Origin of the sequence: Streptomyces sp. NPDC079020 (assembly GCF_044542225.1) — a bacterium.
Taxonomy (GTDB): Bacteria; Actinomycetota; Actinomycetes; order Streptomycetales; family Streptomycetaceae; genus Streptomyces.
This window is the reverse complement of the sequence record NZ_JBITUB010000001.1, coordinates 328992-344467: the sequence shown is the minus strand read 5'-3', so window position 1 is coordinate 344467 and position 15476 is coordinate 328992. Positions and strand designations below refer to the sequence as shown.

Annotated in this window: 16 protein-coding genes; 9 read left to right on the top strand and 7 right to left on the bottom strand. The window is 71.0% G+C overall.

Translation table 11 applies throughout. The features are described 5' to 3' along the window. Window positions 1–33: 33 nt before the first annotated feature. The gene (locus ACIGJO_RS01600; protein ID WP_329945648.1) at window positions 34–975 is read left to right on the top strand and encodes an ROK family glucokinase; all 942 of its coding nucleotides are present in this window, start codon (window positions 34–36) and stop codon (window positions 973–975) included. Window positions 976–1077: 102 nt separating this feature from the next. After that, on the top strand, window positions 1078–1878 hold the full coding sequence (locus tag ACIGJO_RS01595; protein WP_399950419.1) for an endonuclease/exonuclease/phosphatase family protein: 801 nt from the start codon (window positions 1078–1080) through the stop codon (window positions 1876–1878). Here ACIGJO_RS01595 and ACIGJO_RS01590 read toward each other — a convergent pair. Then, window positions 1845–2534: a hypothetical protein gene (locus tag ACIGJO_RS01590; protein ID WP_399950417.1), complete on the bottom strand. Its 690-nt coding sequence runs from the start codon at window positions 2532–2534 to the stop codon at window positions 1845–1847. The genes ACIGJO_RS01595 and ACIGJO_RS01590 overlap by 34 nt on opposite strands. Then, window positions 2527–3306 carry an alpha/beta hydrolase gene (locus ACIGJO_RS01585; protein WP_399950413.1) on the bottom strand — a complete coding sequence of 260 codons (780 nt, stop codon included), beginning with the start codon at window positions 3304–3306 and terminating at the stop codon, window positions 2527–2529. Before ACIGJO_RS01585 ends, ACIGJO_RS01590 begins: the two co-directional genes overlap by 8 nt. A gap of 206 nt (window positions 3307–3512) precedes the next feature. Here ACIGJO_RS01585 and ACIGJO_RS01580 point away from each other — a divergent pair, with 206 nt between their 5' ends. The 4 genes from ACIGJO_RS01580 to ACIGJO_RS01565 all read left to right on the top strand — a co-directional run bounded on the left by ACIGJO_RS01580 (window position 3513) and on the right by ACIGJO_RS01565 (window position 7317). After that, window positions 3513–4283: a lysophospholipid acyltransferase family protein gene (locus ACIGJO_RS01580; protein WP_399950411.1), complete on the top strand. Its 771-nt coding sequence runs from the start codon at window positions 3513–3515 to the stop codon at window positions 4281–4283. A gap of 34 nt (window positions 4284–4317) precedes the next feature. Continuing rightward, window positions 4318–5556, top strand: coding sequence for a MacS family sensor histidine kinase (gene macS / locus ACIGJO_RS01575; protein WP_399950408.1), 1239 nt, complete (start codon window positions 4318–4320; stop codon window positions 5554–5556). Further along, on the top strand, window positions 5553–6245 hold the full coding sequence (locus ACIGJO_RS01570; RefSeq protein ID WP_399950406.1) for a response regulator: 693 nt from the start codon (window positions 5553–5555) through the stop codon (window positions 6243–6245). The genes macS and ACIGJO_RS01570 overlap by 4 nt, the downstream gene beginning before the upstream one ends. Window positions 6246–6312: 67 nt before the next feature. Beyond that, complete coding sequence (locus ACIGJO_RS01565) at window positions 6313–7317, top strand: 2-hydroxyacid dehydrogenase (protein WP_399950403.1); 1005 nt, start codon at window positions 6313–6315, stop codon at window positions 7315–7317. Window positions 7318–7362: 45 nt separating this feature from the next. Here ACIGJO_RS01565 and ACIGJO_RS01560 read toward each other — a convergent pair whose 3' ends face one another. Both ACIGJO_RS01560 and ACIGJO_RS01555 read right to left on the bottom strand, forming a co-directional pair. Continuing rightward, window positions 7363–9249, bottom strand: a complete 1887-nt coding sequence (locus ACIGJO_RS01560) for an anthranilate synthase family protein (protein WP_399950400.1) — start codon at window positions 9247–9249, stop codon at window positions 7363–7365. Window positions 9250–9345: 96 nt separating this feature from the next. Next, complete coding sequence (locus tag ACIGJO_RS01555) at window positions 9346–9414, bottom strand: trp operon leader peptide (protein ID WP_351863589.1); 69 nt, start codon at window positions 9412–9414, stop codon at window positions 9346–9348. 103 nt (window positions 9415–9517) lie between these two features. Here ACIGJO_RS01555 and ACIGJO_RS01550 point away from each other — a divergent pair, with 103 nt between their 5' ends. Together ACIGJO_RS01550 and ACIGJO_RS01545 are read left to right on the top strand one after the other, a co-directional pair. After that, a complete protein-coding gene (locus ACIGJO_RS01550; RefSeq protein ID WP_329945759.1) occupies window positions 9518–10864 on the top strand; it encodes a class II 3-deoxy-7-phosphoheptulonate synthase in 1347 nt (448 codons plus the stop codon). Window positions 10865–11027: 163 nt separating this feature from the next. Next, complete coding sequence (locus ACIGJO_RS01545) at window positions 11028–11297, top strand: bacterioferritin-associated ferredoxin (RefSeq protein ID WP_399950397.1); 270 nt, start codon at window positions 11028–11030, stop codon at window positions 11295–11297. A 31-nt stretch (window positions 11298–11328) separates the two neighbouring features. Here the strand turns inward: ACIGJO_RS01545 and bfr are convergent, their stop codons facing one another. Then, window positions 11329–11808 carry a bacterioferritin gene (bfr, locus tag ACIGJO_RS01540; RefSeq protein ID WP_399950394.1) on the bottom strand — a complete coding sequence of 160 codons (480 nt, stop codon included), beginning with the start codon at window positions 11806–11808 and terminating at the stop codon, window positions 11329–11331. A 154-nt stretch (window positions 11809–11962) separates the two neighbouring features. On the opposite strand from bfr, the gene ACIGJO_RS01535 reads away from it, so the two are divergent. Then, window positions 11963–12595 carry a sulfite oxidase-like oxidoreductase gene (locus tag ACIGJO_RS01535; RefSeq protein ID WP_266929936.1) on the top strand — a complete coding sequence of 211 codons (633 nt, stop codon included), beginning with the start codon at window positions 11963–11965 and terminating at the stop codon, window positions 12593–12595. 34 nt (window positions 12596–12629) lie between these two features. On the opposite strand, the gene ACIGJO_RS01530 is transcribed toward ACIGJO_RS01535, so the two are convergent. Then, entirely contained in the window at window positions 12630–13550 is a 921-nt protein-coding gene (locus ACIGJO_RS01530; protein WP_399950391.1) for a deoxyribonuclease IV, read from the bottom strand. Between the two features lie 3 nt (window positions 13551–13553). Next, window positions 13554–15476 (bottom strand): Stk1 family PASTA domain-containing Ser/Thr kinase, encoded by a 1923-nt coding sequence (pknB, locus tag ACIGJO_RS01525; protein ID WP_399950388.1) that lies wholly within the window; start codon window positions 15474–15476, stop codon window positions 13554–13556.

The window sequence follows — 15476 nt, the reverse complement described above, 5'->3', positions numbered from 1 at the left end:
CCCTAGCGGGGCTCGACCGGAACTGAGGGACTCATGGGACTCACCATCGGCGTCGATATCGGCGGCACGAAGATCGCGGCTGGAGTGGTCGACGAAGAGGGCCGGATCCTCTCGACGTTCAAGGTACCGACCCCTCCGACGGCCGAAGGCATCGTCGACGCCATCTGCTCGGCCGTGGCCGGCGCGAGCGAGGGACACGACATCGAGGCCGTCGGCATCGGTGCCGCCGGATACGTCGACGACAAGCGCGCCACCGTACTCTTCGCGCCGAACATCAACTGGCGCCACGAGCCGCTCAAGGACAAGGTCGAGCAGCGCGTCGGCCTGCCCGTCGTCGTCGAGAACGACGCCAACGCGGCCGCCTGGGGCGAATACCGCTTCGGTGCCGGCCAGGGCCACGACGACGTCATCTGCATCACGCTCGGCACCGGCCTCGGCGGCGGCATCATCATCGGCAACAAGCTGCGCCGCGGCCGCTTCGGCGTGGCCGCCGAGTTCGGCCACATCCGGGTCGTCCCGGACGGTCTGCTCTGCGGCTGCGGCAGCCAGGGTTGCTGGGAGCAGTACGCCTCCGGCCGCGCGCTCGTCCGGTACGCCAAGCAGCGCGCCAACGCCACCCCGGAGAACGCCGCCGCCCTGCTCGCGCTCGGCGACGGCACCGTGGAGGGCATCGAGGGCAAGCACATCAGCCAGGCCGCCCGCCAGGGCGACCCGGTGGCCGTCGACTCGTTCCGTGAGCTGGCCCGCTGGGCCGGCGCCGGACTGGCCGACCTCGCCTCGCTCTTCGACCCGTCCGCGTTCATCGTCGGCGGCGGTGTCTCGGACGAGGGCGAACTCGTCCTCGACCCGATCCGCAAGTCGTTCCGGCGCTGGCTGATCGGCGGCCAGTGGCGCCCGCACGCACAGGTGCTCGCCGCCCAACTGGGCGGCAAGGCCGGACTGGTGGGCGCGGCCGACCTGGCCCGCCAGGGCTGACGGCGGGCCGCCGCGGGCGAGAGCCGACGGCGGCCCAGGACCGACCGGACGCCCGTCGCGCCCTTCGGGGCAGCGGCGGGCGTCCGTCGTATCGTGGCCCGCATGGTCATGACGCCGTTGCCCGACTCCCGCACCGAGCCGGACGGTTCGGCCGTCGTCCGGGTGCTCAGCTACAACGTCCGCTCGATGCGCGACGACACCGCGGCGCTGGCCCGGGTCATCCGCGCCTGCGCCCCCGACCTGGTCTTCGTCCAGGAGGCCCCGCGCTTCTTCCGCTGGCGCAAGGCGGCCGCCCGGCTCGCCAAGCGCAGCGGTCTCGTGGTCCTGGGCGGCGGCGCCACCGCGGCCGGGCCGATGCTGCTGTGCTCGCTGCGGGCCACGGTCGAGCGCACCGAGGACATCCTGCTGCCCCGCACCCCCGGGCTGCACCGCAGGGGCTTCGCCACGGCGGTGGTACGGATCGCCGGCACCCGGATCGGCGTACTGAGCTGCCATCTGAGCCTCCAGCGCGAGGAGCGCCTGGCCCAGAGCGCGCTGCTGCTCCGGCGGCTGGAGGAGTTGGACGTGCCGCACGCCGTGGCGGCGGGCGACCTCAACGACGTACCGACCGGGAAGGCGTTCCGGCACCTGGCCGGGCGGCTCCAGGACTGCTGGGCCGTGGCACCGTGGGGCGGCGAGCTCACCTTCACCCCGCAGGACCCGCGACGCCGTATCGACGCGGTCTTCGCGACGCACGGCATCGAGGTTCTCGGCTGCGGCGTCCCGGCGGGACTGCCCGGCGTCGACGAGGCCGACCTGCGGGCGGCCACGGACCACCTGCCCGTGCTGGCGGTGCTCCGGGTGCCCGCGGTCCGGCCGGTCCCCGGGGCTCAGACCACCGCGCCGCGCCCCGGATCGTCGTAGCCGTCGGCATCGTCGTCGTCATGGGGCATCCGGGCCACCAGCGTCGCGAAGCCGCCCAGGAACCCGCCGATGCAGATCGTGGTGAGCCACCACGTCATCTCCCACTGGAGCAGCACCGCGAGCAGCATCAGGACCGGGCCGCCGACGACCGCGAGCCACGCGAACTTCGCGGTGACATCGGCCTCCGGGAGCTCGGGGGGCACGGGGGGCACGAAGTGGCCCTCCTCGCTGTCGTCCGGATCGTCGGTGTCGCCGTTCGCGGGCTCCGCCACGTCGTAGTCACGGGGACCGCCGACACCGGGGGCGAAGACCACCGAACTGCCGAGCGCCTTCTTCTCCGGCGGCTTCGGGGGAGCCTGCTTGGTCCCCTTGTCCACGGAGTCGCCCGGACCCGTGTCCGGCCCCAGGACGTTCAGCCGGCCGTCCTCCAGCAGGGCGAGATCCTCGATCGACTTGAACGGCTTGGCGCCCGGCGGGTCCGGCGGCTCCTCGCCGTACCCTGCGACGATCGCCTGCCAGGCGGCGTCCTCGTCGACCGGCCCGCTGCCCGGTGCCCCCTCGGCACTCCCGGTCCCCCCGGGAGCGGCCGCGCCCTCCATGGGGCGTGGTTCGCGCTCCTCGTCGCTGCCTGTGCGCTCCGCGTCGTGCTCAGCCACCGGATGTGCTCCCCTTCTTCCCGACGCTGGGTGCGAGGCGGCCGATGAACCGGTAGCTCTCATCGAAGATCCGCTCCGCATCGTGGTCCAACGTCGCCACGTGGTAGCTCTGTTCCAGCAGGATCTCCTCGACATCCGTCGAGGACACCCGGCTGAGGATCCGGGCCGAGTCGGCGGGCGGCACCACATGGTCCTGCGGGCTGTGCAGCAGCACGATCGGCTGGGTGACCTGGGGCAGCTCGGCGTCGACCAGCCGGAAGAACTTCCGCACCGAGTGGGCCGCGTGCAGCGGCACCCGGCCGTAGCCGACCTCCTCGGCGCCCTCCAGCGCGATATCGCTGGCCAGCCCCTTGGTCGTACGCACCAGATGACGGGCGACCGGCAGGGCGTACGCCGAGAGGCCGTGCACCTTGTTCGCCGGGTTGACGAGCACCAGACCGCTGATCGCGTCCCCGTGCTTCGCCGCCAGCCGCAGGGTCAGCGCGCCGCCCATCGACAGACCGAAGACGAAGACCTGCTCGCACCGCTCACGAAGCGCCCGCAGCTCCCGGTCCACCTCGGCGTACCAGTCCTGCCAGCCGGTGACGGCCATGTCCTCCCAGCGGGTGCCGTGTCCGGGCAGCAGCGGCAGCGAGACGGTCAGCCCGCGCCCGGCCAGATAGTCGGCCCAGGGGCGCAGCGACTGCGGCGATCCGGTGAATCCATGACAGAGGAGGACGCCGACCTCTCCGCCCTCGTGGCGGAACGGCTCGGCTCCAGGGAGGACCGGCACCAAGGTCTCCTGTTCGTGAGGCTGGCGGGCGTGCAAGGGGAGTGCGAGAAGGATGACTTCACCGTACGCGACCGGGCTGACACCGACCAGGGCCGTCACCGTCCGTACCGCCGGCACCGGCCGGTACCGGGTGCCCCGTGCCGGGCGGAAGCGCGGGCGGGGGCACAGGCTAAGGTCTGACCGACAGCACACAGGAGGCACCCGAGTTGATCTACGGCGCAATGAAGTTCTCCATCGGCGGCTCTCTGAAGCTCGCTTTCAGGCCGTGGGTGGAGGGCCTGGAGAACATTCCCGAGCACGGGCCGGCGATCCTCGCGAGCAACCATCTGTCGTTCTCCGACTCGTTCTTCCTGCCGGCCGTCCTGGACCGCAAGGTCACCTTCATCGCGAAGGCCGAGTACTTCACCTCGCCCGGGGTGAAGGGCAGGCTCACCGCCGCCTTCTTCAAGGGCGTCGGCCAGCTCCCGGTCGACCGCTCCGGTGCCCGGGGCGCCGGTGAGGCGGCGATCAGGGCGGGCATCCAGGTCGTCGAGAGCGGTGGCCTCTTCGGGATCTACCCCGAGGGCACCCGTTCGCCCGACGGACGGCTCTACCGGGGCAAGCCCGGCGGTCTGGCCCGGGTGGCGCTGGCCACCGGAGCGCCCGTCATCCCGGTCGCGATGATCGACACGGAGAAGATCCAGCCGCCCGGCCAGGTGATGCCCAAGCTGATGCGGCCGGGCATCAGGATCGGCAAGCCGCTCGACTTCAGCCGCTACCAGGGCATGGACGGCGACCGGTTCATCCTGCGCTCGGTGACCGACGAGGTCATGTACGAGATCATGAAGCTCTCCGGCCAGGAGTACGTGGACATCTACGCCACCGCCGCCAAGCGCCGGATCGCCGAGGAGGCCAAACGGCGGGCCGAGGACGAGAAGCGCGCGCACAAGCAGGGGCACGGGGCGGACGAGGGCGGAACGGAACGGTCCGGCGACTAGCCGCGTCGTTGTCCGTCCCGGGGGGTGTGAAGTGATGGCCAGGCGCGAGCGGGTCGTACGGATGTCGGTCGAGCAGCCGCTGTGGCGTGCGCTGACCGCGTACCGCGTACTGACGATGATCTACGCGGTGCTGCTCTCGGTGTTCGGCCGGGACAAGTACGAACGGCCCTGGGTGGCCGTCGCCTTCCTGGTGGTCATGGTGCTGTGGACGCTGTTCACGCTGCCCAAGGTCGCGGGCGCGGTGAGCTGCACCAAACGCTTCCTGGGCGTGGACCTCGTCGTCGCCCTCTCCGGGATCCTGCTCACCCCGCTCGCCGACTTCGACGCCCAGCACGTCGACGGCCCGACGCTCCCGTCGATCTGGACGGCCGGTTCGGTGCTGGCCTTCGCGATCAAGGGCGGCTGGCGCTGGGCGGCCTTCGCCTCCACCTTCGTCGCCGTCGCCAACATCATCGAGCGCGGCCATCCCAGCCGGGACACCTTCCACAACGTCCTGCTGGTCTGGGTCGCCTCCATCGCCATCGGGTACGTCGTCGAGGTCGCCCGCGCCAGTGAACGCACGCTGGCCCGCGCCCTGGAGATCGAGGCCGCCACCCGCGAGCGGGAGCGCCTGGCCCGCGACATCCACGACAGCGTGCTCCAGGTCCTCGCCATGGTGCAGCGCCGGGGCTCGGCCATCGGCGGCGAGGCCGCCGAGCTCGGCCGGATGGCGGGGGAGCAGGAGATCGCCCTGCGCACGCTCGTCTCCAGCGGTCTGGTGCCCACCTCCCGGCTCTCCGAGGACGCCGCCGAGGGCGCCGTCGTACGTACGGTCGAGGTCGACGACGACGGCGAGGCGGAGCGGTCCGGCCGGGCCGGGGTGTGCGATCTGCGTGCTCTGCTCGCCCCGCACGCGGGTTCCCGGACCAGCTTCGCGGAGCCGGGCGCTCCGGTGCTGCTGCCGCCCGGGGCCGCGCGGGAGCTCGCCGCCGCTGTCAGTGCCGCGCTGGACAATGTGCGGGTGCACGCGGGTCAGGACGCGCACGCCTGGATCCTGGTCGAGGACGAGCCGGACGAGGTGATCGTCACGGTCCGGGACGACGGCCCCGGGATTCCGGAGGGGCGCCTGGCCCAGGCGGAGGGCGAGGGGCGGCTCGGGGTCGCCCTGTCCATCCGCGGCCGGCTGCGTGATCTCGGCGGCACGGCAGAGCTGATCTCGGTGCCGGGACAGGGCACCGAGGTCGAGTTGAAGGTTCCGAAGGTTTCCCGGGGGAAGGCAGGATCGGCCGGATGAGTACGCACGACGAGCGGGGTGCCGCGGAGCGGCCCATCAAGGTGATGGTGGTCGACGACCACCCGATGTGGCGCGACGCGGTGGCCCGCGATCTCGCCGAGTCCGGCTTCGAGGTCGTGGCGACCGCCGGGGACGGCCCGCAGGCCGTGCGCCGTGCCAGGGCCGCGGATCCCGATGTCCTCGTCCTGGATCTGAACCTGCCAGGGATGCCCGGTGTCCAGGTCTGCAAGGAACTGGTCGGCTCGCACCCCGGGCTGCGTGTCCTGGTGCTCTCCGCGAGCGGTGAGCACGCCGACGTGCTGGAGGCCGTGAAGTCCGGCGCCACCGGCTATCTGCTGAAGTCCGCCTCCACCCAGGAGCTGACCGAAGCGGTCCGCTCCACCGCCGTGGGCGACCCGGTCTTCACCCCCGGCCTCGCCGGGCTCGTCCTCGGCGAGTACCGCAGGCTGGCCTCCGACCCCGCCCCCGTCGCCTCCGACGAACCCAAGGCCCCGCGGCTGACCGAGCGCGAGACGGAGGTGCTGCGGCTGGTCGCCAAGGGACTCTCGTACAAGCAGATCGCCGAACGGCTGGTCATCTCGCACCGCACCGTGCAGAACCACGTCCAGAACACCCTCGGCAAGCTCCAGCTGCACAACCGGGTGGAGCTCGTGCGGTACGCCATTGAGCGCGGGCTCGACGACGCCTGACCCGGCGGGCCGTATATTCGCGATATCCGGCCCATCACCCTGGTATGCGTACAGAGCGGGAGAAGCAGTGGAGATCCTGGCATTCGGCGTGCAGTCCGACGAGAAGCCCCTGATCGAGAAGGCGTTCGCCGGACAGCACGAGGTCCGCTGCCTGGACGTCTTCCTGAACCGGGACACCGCTCCCATCGCGGCGGGCTACGAGATCATCTCCACCAGCGTCAACGCCGACCTCGGCGGCAAGGTCCTCCAGACCCTCGCCGCGGGCGGCACCCAGATGATCGCCCAGCGCTCCACGGGCTTCAACAACATCGACCTGGACGTTGCCGAGCGGCTCGCCCTGCGCGTCGCCCGGGTCTCCTCCTACTCCCCGTACTCCGTCGCGGAATTCGCCTGGACGCTCGCCATGGCGGTCAACCGGCGCATCATCCGCGCCGCGAGCCGCACCCGGGACTTCGACTTCCGTCTCGACGGGCTGCTCGGCCGGGACATGCGGGGCCGCACCGTCGGCGTGGTCGGCACCGGGAAGATCGGCGAGGCGTTCACCCGGATCGCCCACGGCTTCGGCATGAAGCTGCTGGGCTGGGACGTCGCCGAGAACCCGGCCTGTACCGAACTCGGCATGCGCTACGTGGAGAAGGAGCAGCTGTTCGCCGAGGCCGACCTGATCAGCCTGCACGTACCGCTGCTCCCCTCCACCCATCACCTCATCGGCAAGGCCGCCCTGGCCGCGATGAAGGACGACGCGATCCTCATCAACTCCAGCAGGGGCGGCCTGATCGACACCACCGCCCTGGTCGGTGAGCTGCGCGCGGGCCGCTTCCTGGGCGTCGGACTGGATGTGTACGAGGCCGAGGCCGGTCTCTTCTTCCTGGACAAGTCCCTGGAGGGCGTCGACGACGACACCCTGGCCCGGCTGGTCACCTTCCCGAACGTCATCGTGACCTCGCACCAGGCGTACTACACCGAGGACGCGGTGGGCCAGATCATCGACGCCACCGTACGGAACGTCGCCGACTACCTGGCCCGCCGCGGCAGCGAGAACGTCCTCGTCCCGGCACCGCCGAAGAGCTGACGGACCCGCCGGCCGGACGGCCCGTCAGCTCTCCGGCCGCCGTTCTCAGCTGAGGACCGGCAGCCCCGCCAGCAGCTCGGACACGATCGCGGCCCCGCGGATCGTGAGGACCGACTCCGGGTGGAACTGCACCGAGGCGAAGCCCTCCCCGCGCAGCGCGTGCAGCTCGCCGGTGGCCTCGTCCCGGCTCACCTCGATGCCGTGCGCGGCCAGTTCGGCGGCGCTCGCCCCGTCGCAGCGCGCGGTGAAGCTGTTGTAGAAGCCGACCGTCTCCGGCCGGCCGAACAGCTCGATCCGGGTCTGCGCGCCCTGGTACGGCACGGCCTTGCGCACGACGTCCATCCCCAGCTCGGCCGCGATCAGCTCATGGCCCAGGCAGACGCCCAGCAGCCCGTGCCGGTGATCGCGCACCAGCTCGGCCGCGAGCCCGCGCAGCAGCCGCATCTTCGGGTCCGTGAGATCGCCCGGGTTGCCGGGACCGGGGCCCAGCACGACCGGCCCGCGGTGCGCCCGTACGTCCTCCCGCAGCCCCGGCTCGTCGTACCGGCGCACCGAAACCTCCAGCCCCGCGGAGCGCAGCAGATGGGCCAGCATCGCGGTGAAGGTGTCCTCGCCGTCCACCACCAGCGCGTGGCCGGTCAGCTCCCGCGTGCGCTCCTGCATCCGCAGCCAGAAGGGCGCGAGCCCGCCGCGCCGGCCGTCCAGCGCCGACTGCACCCGCGGATCGGACGCCAGCCGCGGCCGGGCCGCCTCTTCCCGAGGCCGCCCCGGCCGTACCCCCAGCGCCGTCAGTACCCCGGCCGCCTTCGCGTGCGTCTCGGCGACCTCGCTCCGCGGGTCCGAGTGACGTACGAGCGTGGCACCGACCGGCACCTTCAGCTGTCCGCCGGCCGAGATGTCCGCGGTCCTGATCAGGATCGGCGAGTCCAGGGTCTGCGTCCCGCCCGCGTCCCGGCGCAGCAGGGCCAGGGCGCCCGCGTAGTAGCCCCGGCCGCCGGGCTCGTACCGTTCGATGACACGGCAGGCGTTCTGCACGGGCGAGCCCGTGACCGTCGCCGCGAACATGGTCTCCCGCAGCACCTCCCGGACGTCCAGGGAGGACTTGCCCCGCAGCTCGTACTCGGTGTGCGCGAGGTGGGCCATCTCCTTCAGCCGGGGGCCGATCACCACCCCGCCCATGTCACCGACGGTGCACATCATCTTCAGTTCCTCGTCGACCACCATGGAGAGCTCCTCGGTCTCCTTGCGGTCGCCGAGGAAGGCCAGCAGGCTCTCGGGGGTGGGGCCCTCGGCCGGGTACCGGTACGTCCCGCTGATCGGGTTCATCACGACCGTGCCGCCGGACATCCGGACATGCACCTCGGGGCTGGCGCCGACCAGTGTCCGCTCCCCGGTGTGGACGACGAACGTCCAGTACGCCCCCCGCTCCCCGGCCAGCAGCCGCCGGAACAGCGCCAGCGCGTCCGCCCGCCCGAATCCCGGGATCTCGCCCAGGAAGTTCCGCCGGATCACGAAGTTCGCGCCCTCGCCCTGCCCGATCTCGTCCTCGATGACCCGCCGGACGATCCCCGCGTACTCCTCGTCGGGGACGTCGAAGCCCCCGTTCTCGACCCGCACCTCATGGCCGGGCAGCCGGGCGAGGACCTCGTCCAGCGGCAGCTCGTACGTCTCGTCCGCGACCAGCACGGACAGCGGGGTCCCGTCGTCGCGGACGTCGAAACCGCGCTCGGCGATCTGCCGGAACGGCACCAGGGCGAGCGAGGGCGCCTCGCCCACCGGCAGGTCGGCCAGCCGCTCCGCCTCCCGCACCCCGCCGATCAGCAGCTCGACGATGTCGTGGTCATGGCCGGGAGTACGGCGGCGCAGCAGCGCGAACGGCGGGCAGTCGTCCTGGAGCAGTCGGCGGACGAGGTCGGTGACACGGTCGGACATGGTCGTTCCTTCCGGATGGAGGTGGAGGAACGGCCCGGAACACAAAGAAAGGCCGCCCTCGGGGCGGCCTTCGCGAAGTCTGTTACGCGCGTCGAGTCAGCGGGCCGCCGGATGAGCGGTCCACCACCAGTTCTGGATGGAGATACGGGTCTGCTGCGCGAACATGCCCCGAACCCTAGCGGACGTTGGGGGCGCCGGAGCATGTGTCTCAATTATTGAGCGTTCGAATGGACGCACGCCGCGACCCCGTAATGTTGTCCGTGTGACCGTGAACGCCAATACCTCCGTCGCCGGTGGCCACACCTGGCGAGACCTTCCCGCGGCGCAGCAGCCCGAGTACCCCGACTCCGAGGCGCTGCGCGATGTACTCGCGGACCTCGCGTCGTATCCGCCGCTCGTCTTCGCCGGCGAGTGCGACCAGCTGCGCGCCCGCCTGGGTGCCGTCGCCAAGGGCGAGGCGTTCCTGCTGCAGGGCGGCGACTGCGCCGAGGCCTTCGACGCCGTGTCCGCCGAGCACATCCGGGCCAAGCTGAAGACGCTGCTCCAGATGAGCGCCGTCCTGACCTACGCGGCCTCCGTGCCCGTGGTGAAGGTGGGCCGGATCGCGGGCCAGTACTCCAAGCCGCGCTCCAAGCCGACCGAGACCCGCGACGGGGTGACGCTGCCGACCTACCGGGGCGACTCCGTCAACGGCTTCGCCTTCACCGAGAAGGCCCGGATCCCGGACCCGGAACGGCTGAAGCAGATGTACCACGCATCCGCTTCCACGCTGAACCTGGTCCGCGCCTTCACCACCGGTGGTTACGCCGACCTGCGCCAGGTGCACGCCTGGAACCAGGACTTCGTGAAGTCCTCGCCCTCCGGCCAGCGCTACGAGGCCCTGGCCCGCGAGATCGACAACGCGCTGAACTTCATGAAGGCGTGCGGCACGGACCCGGCCGAGTTCAAGGCGGTCGAGTTCTACTCCTCGCACGAGGGGCTGCTGCTGGACTACGAGTCGGCCCTCACCCGTACCGACTCGCGCACCGGCGAGCTGTACGACACCTCCGGCCACATGGTCTGGATCGGTGAGCGCACCCGCCAGATGGACGGCGCGCACATCGAGTTCGCCTCGAAGATCCGCAACCCCATCGGGGTCAAGCTCGGCCCGACGACCACCGTCGACGAGGCCCTCGGCTACATCGACCGGCTGGACCCCGACCGGGAGCCCGGCCGGCTGACCTTCATCGTGCGGATGGGCGCCGACAAGGTCCGCGACAAGCTCCCGCAGCTCGTCGAGAAGGTCACCGCCTCCGGCGCCACCGTGGTGTGGGTGACCGACCCGATGCACGGCAACACCTTCGAGGCCGCCTCCGGCCACAAGACGCGCCGTTTCGACGACGTGCTGGACGAGGTCAAGGGCTTCTTCGAGGTGCACAAGGGCCTGGGCACGCACCCGGGCGGCATCCATGTCGAGCTGACCGGTGACGATGTCACCGAGTGCGTCGGCGGCGGCCACGAGATCTTCGTGGACGACCTGCACCAGCGCTACGAGACGGCCTGCGACCCGCGCCTGAACCGCAGCCAGTCCCTCGACCTGGCGTTCCTCGTCGCCGAGATGTACCGCGACCAGTAGGAATCCCGGGCGGTCCTACCGGTGGGGCACGGATCGATGTGATCCGTGCCCCACCGGGCGTTCCAGGGCTTTTACGCACCTTGAGCGACGGGTAAGGTTAGGTTAGCCTCACCGAATAGATCGGGACGGCGCCAGCGACCGACCCCGCCGGGAGGTGAACCGCATGTACGTCTGCTCGTGTTTCGGCGTTACGGAGCAGCAGGTCAAGCAGCATGCGGATGCCGGGGCCTGCACGCCCCGCCAGATAGCCTCCGCCTGCAAGGCCGGCACCGACTGCGGCGGCTGCGTCCGCAGGATCCAGGCGCTTCTCGGACGCGGCGAATGCCCGCGCCGGGACCTGCTGGAACAGCGCCGGGAGCCGGCCGCCGGTCCGCTCGCCGCACCGGTGACCAGGGCGCCGCTGCCGGACGTCCGGCTCTCCGACGCCGCCTGAGCCTCTTTCTCGGGGGCCGTTCCCGCGCGGGTCAGCTGTCCGGCTGCTCGATGAGCTGCGCGATGTAGAGCGGCTCCCCGAGCTTCTCGATGAGTTCCAGCTGCGTGTCGAGGTAGTCGATGTGGTGCTCCTCGTCCTCCAGGATCTCCTCGAAGATCCGCGCCGAGGTGATGTCGCCCTTGCCGCGCATGACCTCGATGCCGCGCTTGAGGCGGTCGATCGCCTCCACCTCGACCTGCCGGTCCGCCTGGAACATCTCGGTGACCGTCTGTCCCACCCGCACATGGAACAACCGCTGATAGTTGGGCAGCGCGTCCAGGAACAGAATGCGTTCCGTGAGCCGGTCCGCGTGCTTCATCTCGTCCATGGACTCCGCCCGCGTGTACTTCGCAAGCTTTGTCCAGCCGTTGTTTTCCTGGATTCGGTAGTGCAACCAGTACTGGTTGATGGCAGTCAGCTCGCCCGTGAGCTGTTCGTTGAGATACTCGATGACTTCCGGGTCGCCCTGCATCGCAGAGGCTCCTTCCAACCGGTGAACTGGGCAAGTTGGCCGCATCCTTGCACCACACCTTCCGGCCGTCCAGTAAGTGCATGCTTAGTACGAGTTGCCCGAATCGCCTCTGCTCTGGTCATGACCACCCCTGCCTGTCTGTCACCATGGAGCCATGGGTCAGCCGGAAAGCCGGGAATACCGCGAATCAGAGCAGTCCGAGCTTCCGCCGGGTCAGCGGCTGCAGCGCGGCTGGCCGGTAACCCATTACGGACCCGTTCCCAAGTTCAAACCCGACCGCTGGGAATTCCGGGTCTTCGGGGCCACGGCGGACGGCGACAAACACTGCTGGAATCACCAGGATTTCTCGGCGCTGCCGTTCTCCTCGGTCGTCGCCGACCTGCACTGCGTGACGAAATTCAGCATGCTCGGCGCCGAATGGGGCGGGGTGCTCGCCAGGAACGTCGTCGAACTCGCGCCGCCCGCGCCCGACGTCACCCATGTGATGGTCTGGGCGGAGTACGGCTTCTCCTCGAATCTGCGGCTCGCCGACTTCGTCTCGGACCGCACGCTGTTCGCCACCCACAAGGACGGCGAACTCCTCACCGCCGAGCACGGCTTCCCGCTGCGCCTGGTCGTTCCCCATCTGTACGCCTGGAAGGGCCCGAAGTGGGTCCGGGGCATCGAGTACATGACGGCCGACCGGCGCGGTTTCTGGGAGGAGCGCGGCTACCACAACATCGGTGACCCCTGGAGCGAGCAGCGCTACTCCTACCAGGAGGAGCCCGGGGACGGCCCCGAACTCTGAGCCGGCCGGGTGGTGGTGCTCCCCGTCAGCGGTGCTACCGGTGGGCCACGGCGTGTCCGGTGAGCCGCGTGGAGACCCCTGTGGGGTACTCCTGGGCGGTCGCCGAAGCGCGCAGCTCCTTCAGCCGCGCCACGTCCGCGATATGTCCCGCCGTGCCGCCGGGCGTCTCGATGATCAGCGGTACGCCCTCGGTCGCCGGGTGCGAGAACAGCTCCCGGAACGGCTCCGCGCCGATGTGGCCCGCGCCGATGTTCTCGTGCCGGTCCTTGTGCGCGCCCACGACGTCCTTGGAGTCATTGGCGTGGATCAGCTTCAGCCGGCCCTCGCCGACGGTGTCCACCAGCAGGTCGAGGGTCTGCCGCATGCCCGCCGGACCGGTCAGATCGTGGCCCGCGGCGTAGATGTGACAGGTGTCGAGGCAGACGCCCAGCTTGGGGTGGGAGTCCAGCGCCTCGAAGTACGGGCCGAAGTCCCAGGTCCGTGAGCAGAGCGAGAACCCCTGGCCGGCGGTCGACTCCAGCAGCAGATCCGGATCGTCGTCGTGCGTCAGCTCGTCCAGCAGCGGCCGCATGTGCGTGCGCACCTGCGCCAGAGCCAGGGCGCGGGGCCGTCCCCCGGTCGCCGAACCCGTGTGCACCACGACTCCCCGCGCGCCGATCTCCCTGGCCCGGCGCAGCGAGTGGCGCAGTGACTCCACGGACTTCTCGACGGTGGCCTCGGTGTGCGAGCCGAAGTTGATCAGATACGGGGCGTGGACGTACGCGGGGATCGACGCGGCGGCGCACTCGGAGCGGAACAGGTCGTCCTGCGCCGGGTTCCCGGCGGGCGTCGCCCATCCGCGCGGATTGGCGACGAAGACCTGCACGGTCTCCGCGGCCAGCTCGCGCGCATGGCCGAGACCGACCCTGGCGAGGCCGCCGGCCACCGGAACGTGGCCGCCCACCGGATTGCGCATGTTCTACAGTCCCTTGGTCCTGATGGTGATCGTGGAGCCCTCGGCGGCCTGTTCGCCGCCTTCCACGGACTGGCTCGCGACGGTGTCGCTGAAGGAGAGGAACGGCCGGTCGACCTCGACCTCGAAGCCCGCGTCCTCCAGTGTGCTCCGTGCCTCGTCGGCGTCCTTGCCGGTGACATCGGGGACGTCCAGCATCCGCGGCCCCTTGGAGACCGTGAGCTGGACCGTGTCGCCCTCCGCCGCCTCCGCGCCCTCGCCCGGCGTCTGGTGGGCGATGTCGCCCGCGACCTCGGGGGAGTTGACCCGGTCGGGCAGCACCTCGGCCTTGAGCCCCTCCTCGTCCAGCGCGGCGGTGGCGTCCACGACGGAGAGCCCCGTGACATCGGGCACGTCGACCGGGCTGCCCTTGCTGACGACCAGCGCGACGGCCGAGTCGGGGTGGCGCTCCGTGCCGGCCTCGGGGTCCGTACGGATCACATCGCCCCGGACGATGTCCTCGCTGAACTCCCTGGTCACCATCCCGGGAACCAGGCCCGCCTTCTTCAGCTCGCGCCGGGCGTCGCCGAGCGAGAGGCCCTCGGCGTCGGGGACCTTCACGATCTCCGGGCCGCGCGAGACGACCAGCGCGACCGAGCCGTTGCCCCGGATCCGCTCGCCGGACGCGGGGTCACTGCTGATCACCGCGCCGCGGTCGACCGTGTCGCTGTAGGCGCGGTCGACGCCCCCCAGATCCAGACCGGCGTCCGAGAGCCGCTGCTCGGCCGTCTTCTGGGTCTGGCCCAGGAGGGAGGGGACCCGGGTGAACTGCCCGGAGTTGATGTACCAGACGCCCGTGCCGATCCCCAGCACCAGCACCAGAGCGGTGAGGGCCGCGTACAGCCCCCGGCGCGGGCCCCCGAACGGTCCGCGCCGCCGGCTCCGGGCCGGCTCCGGCGGACCGGACGGTGGCATCTCCAGCCGGCTCGTGTGATGGGCCGTGCCCTGGTCCACGGGCAGGACCCGCGGGATCACGCTCGTACGGTCCTCACCGCCGTCGTGGTCCGTGGTCAGGGCCTGCGGCGGTACGGCGTCCAGCTCCTCGTCGGTGAGCCCGGCACGGGCCTCCCGGGCCTCGGCGAGCAGCACCACCGCGTCGTGCGGGCGGATCTCCGCGTTCCGGGCCGTCGCGCTCGCCACCAGGCTGTCCAGCGCGACCGGAAGGCCGGGAACCACGGCCGAGGGAGCCGGGACGTCCTCGTTGAGGTGCTGGTAGATGACCTGGGCCGGGGTCTCGCCGGTGTGCGGCTTGCCGCCGGTCAGCATCTCGTACAGCACGACCCCGCAGGCGTACACATCGGCGCGGGTGTCCGCCGTGCCGTGCTCGATCTGCTCGGGGGCGAGATACGACACGGTGCCCAGGAGCGAGCCGGTGCTGTCGGTGACGGTGCCCACGGCCCGTACGAGACCGAAGTCGGCGACCTTCACCCGGCCGTCGTCCCCGATCAGGACGTTCTCCGGCTTCATGTCGCGGTGCACGAAGCCCGCCCGGTGCGCCGCGCCGAGCGCGGCCAGGACCGGCTCCAGGATGTCCAGCGCGGCCCGGGGCTGGAGGGCACCGCGCTCGCGCAGGACGTCGCGCAGGGTGCACCCCGCGACGTACTCCATCGCGAGATAGACGTACGCCCCCTGCGCCCCCTGGTCGAAGACCGCGACGACATTGGGGTGCGCGAGCCGGGCCACCGACTTGGCCTCGCGGATGAAGCGCTCGACGAAGGAGACGTCGGTCGCGAGCGCCGGGTGCATCACCTTGAGGGCGAGCACCCGGTCGAGGCGGGTGTCCACGGCCCGGTAGACCGTGGCCATGCCGCCGACGGCGATGCGCGCCTCTACGCGATACCGGCCGTCGAGCAGCTGCCCGACGAGAGGGTCCTGGAGGGTCGTATCCAC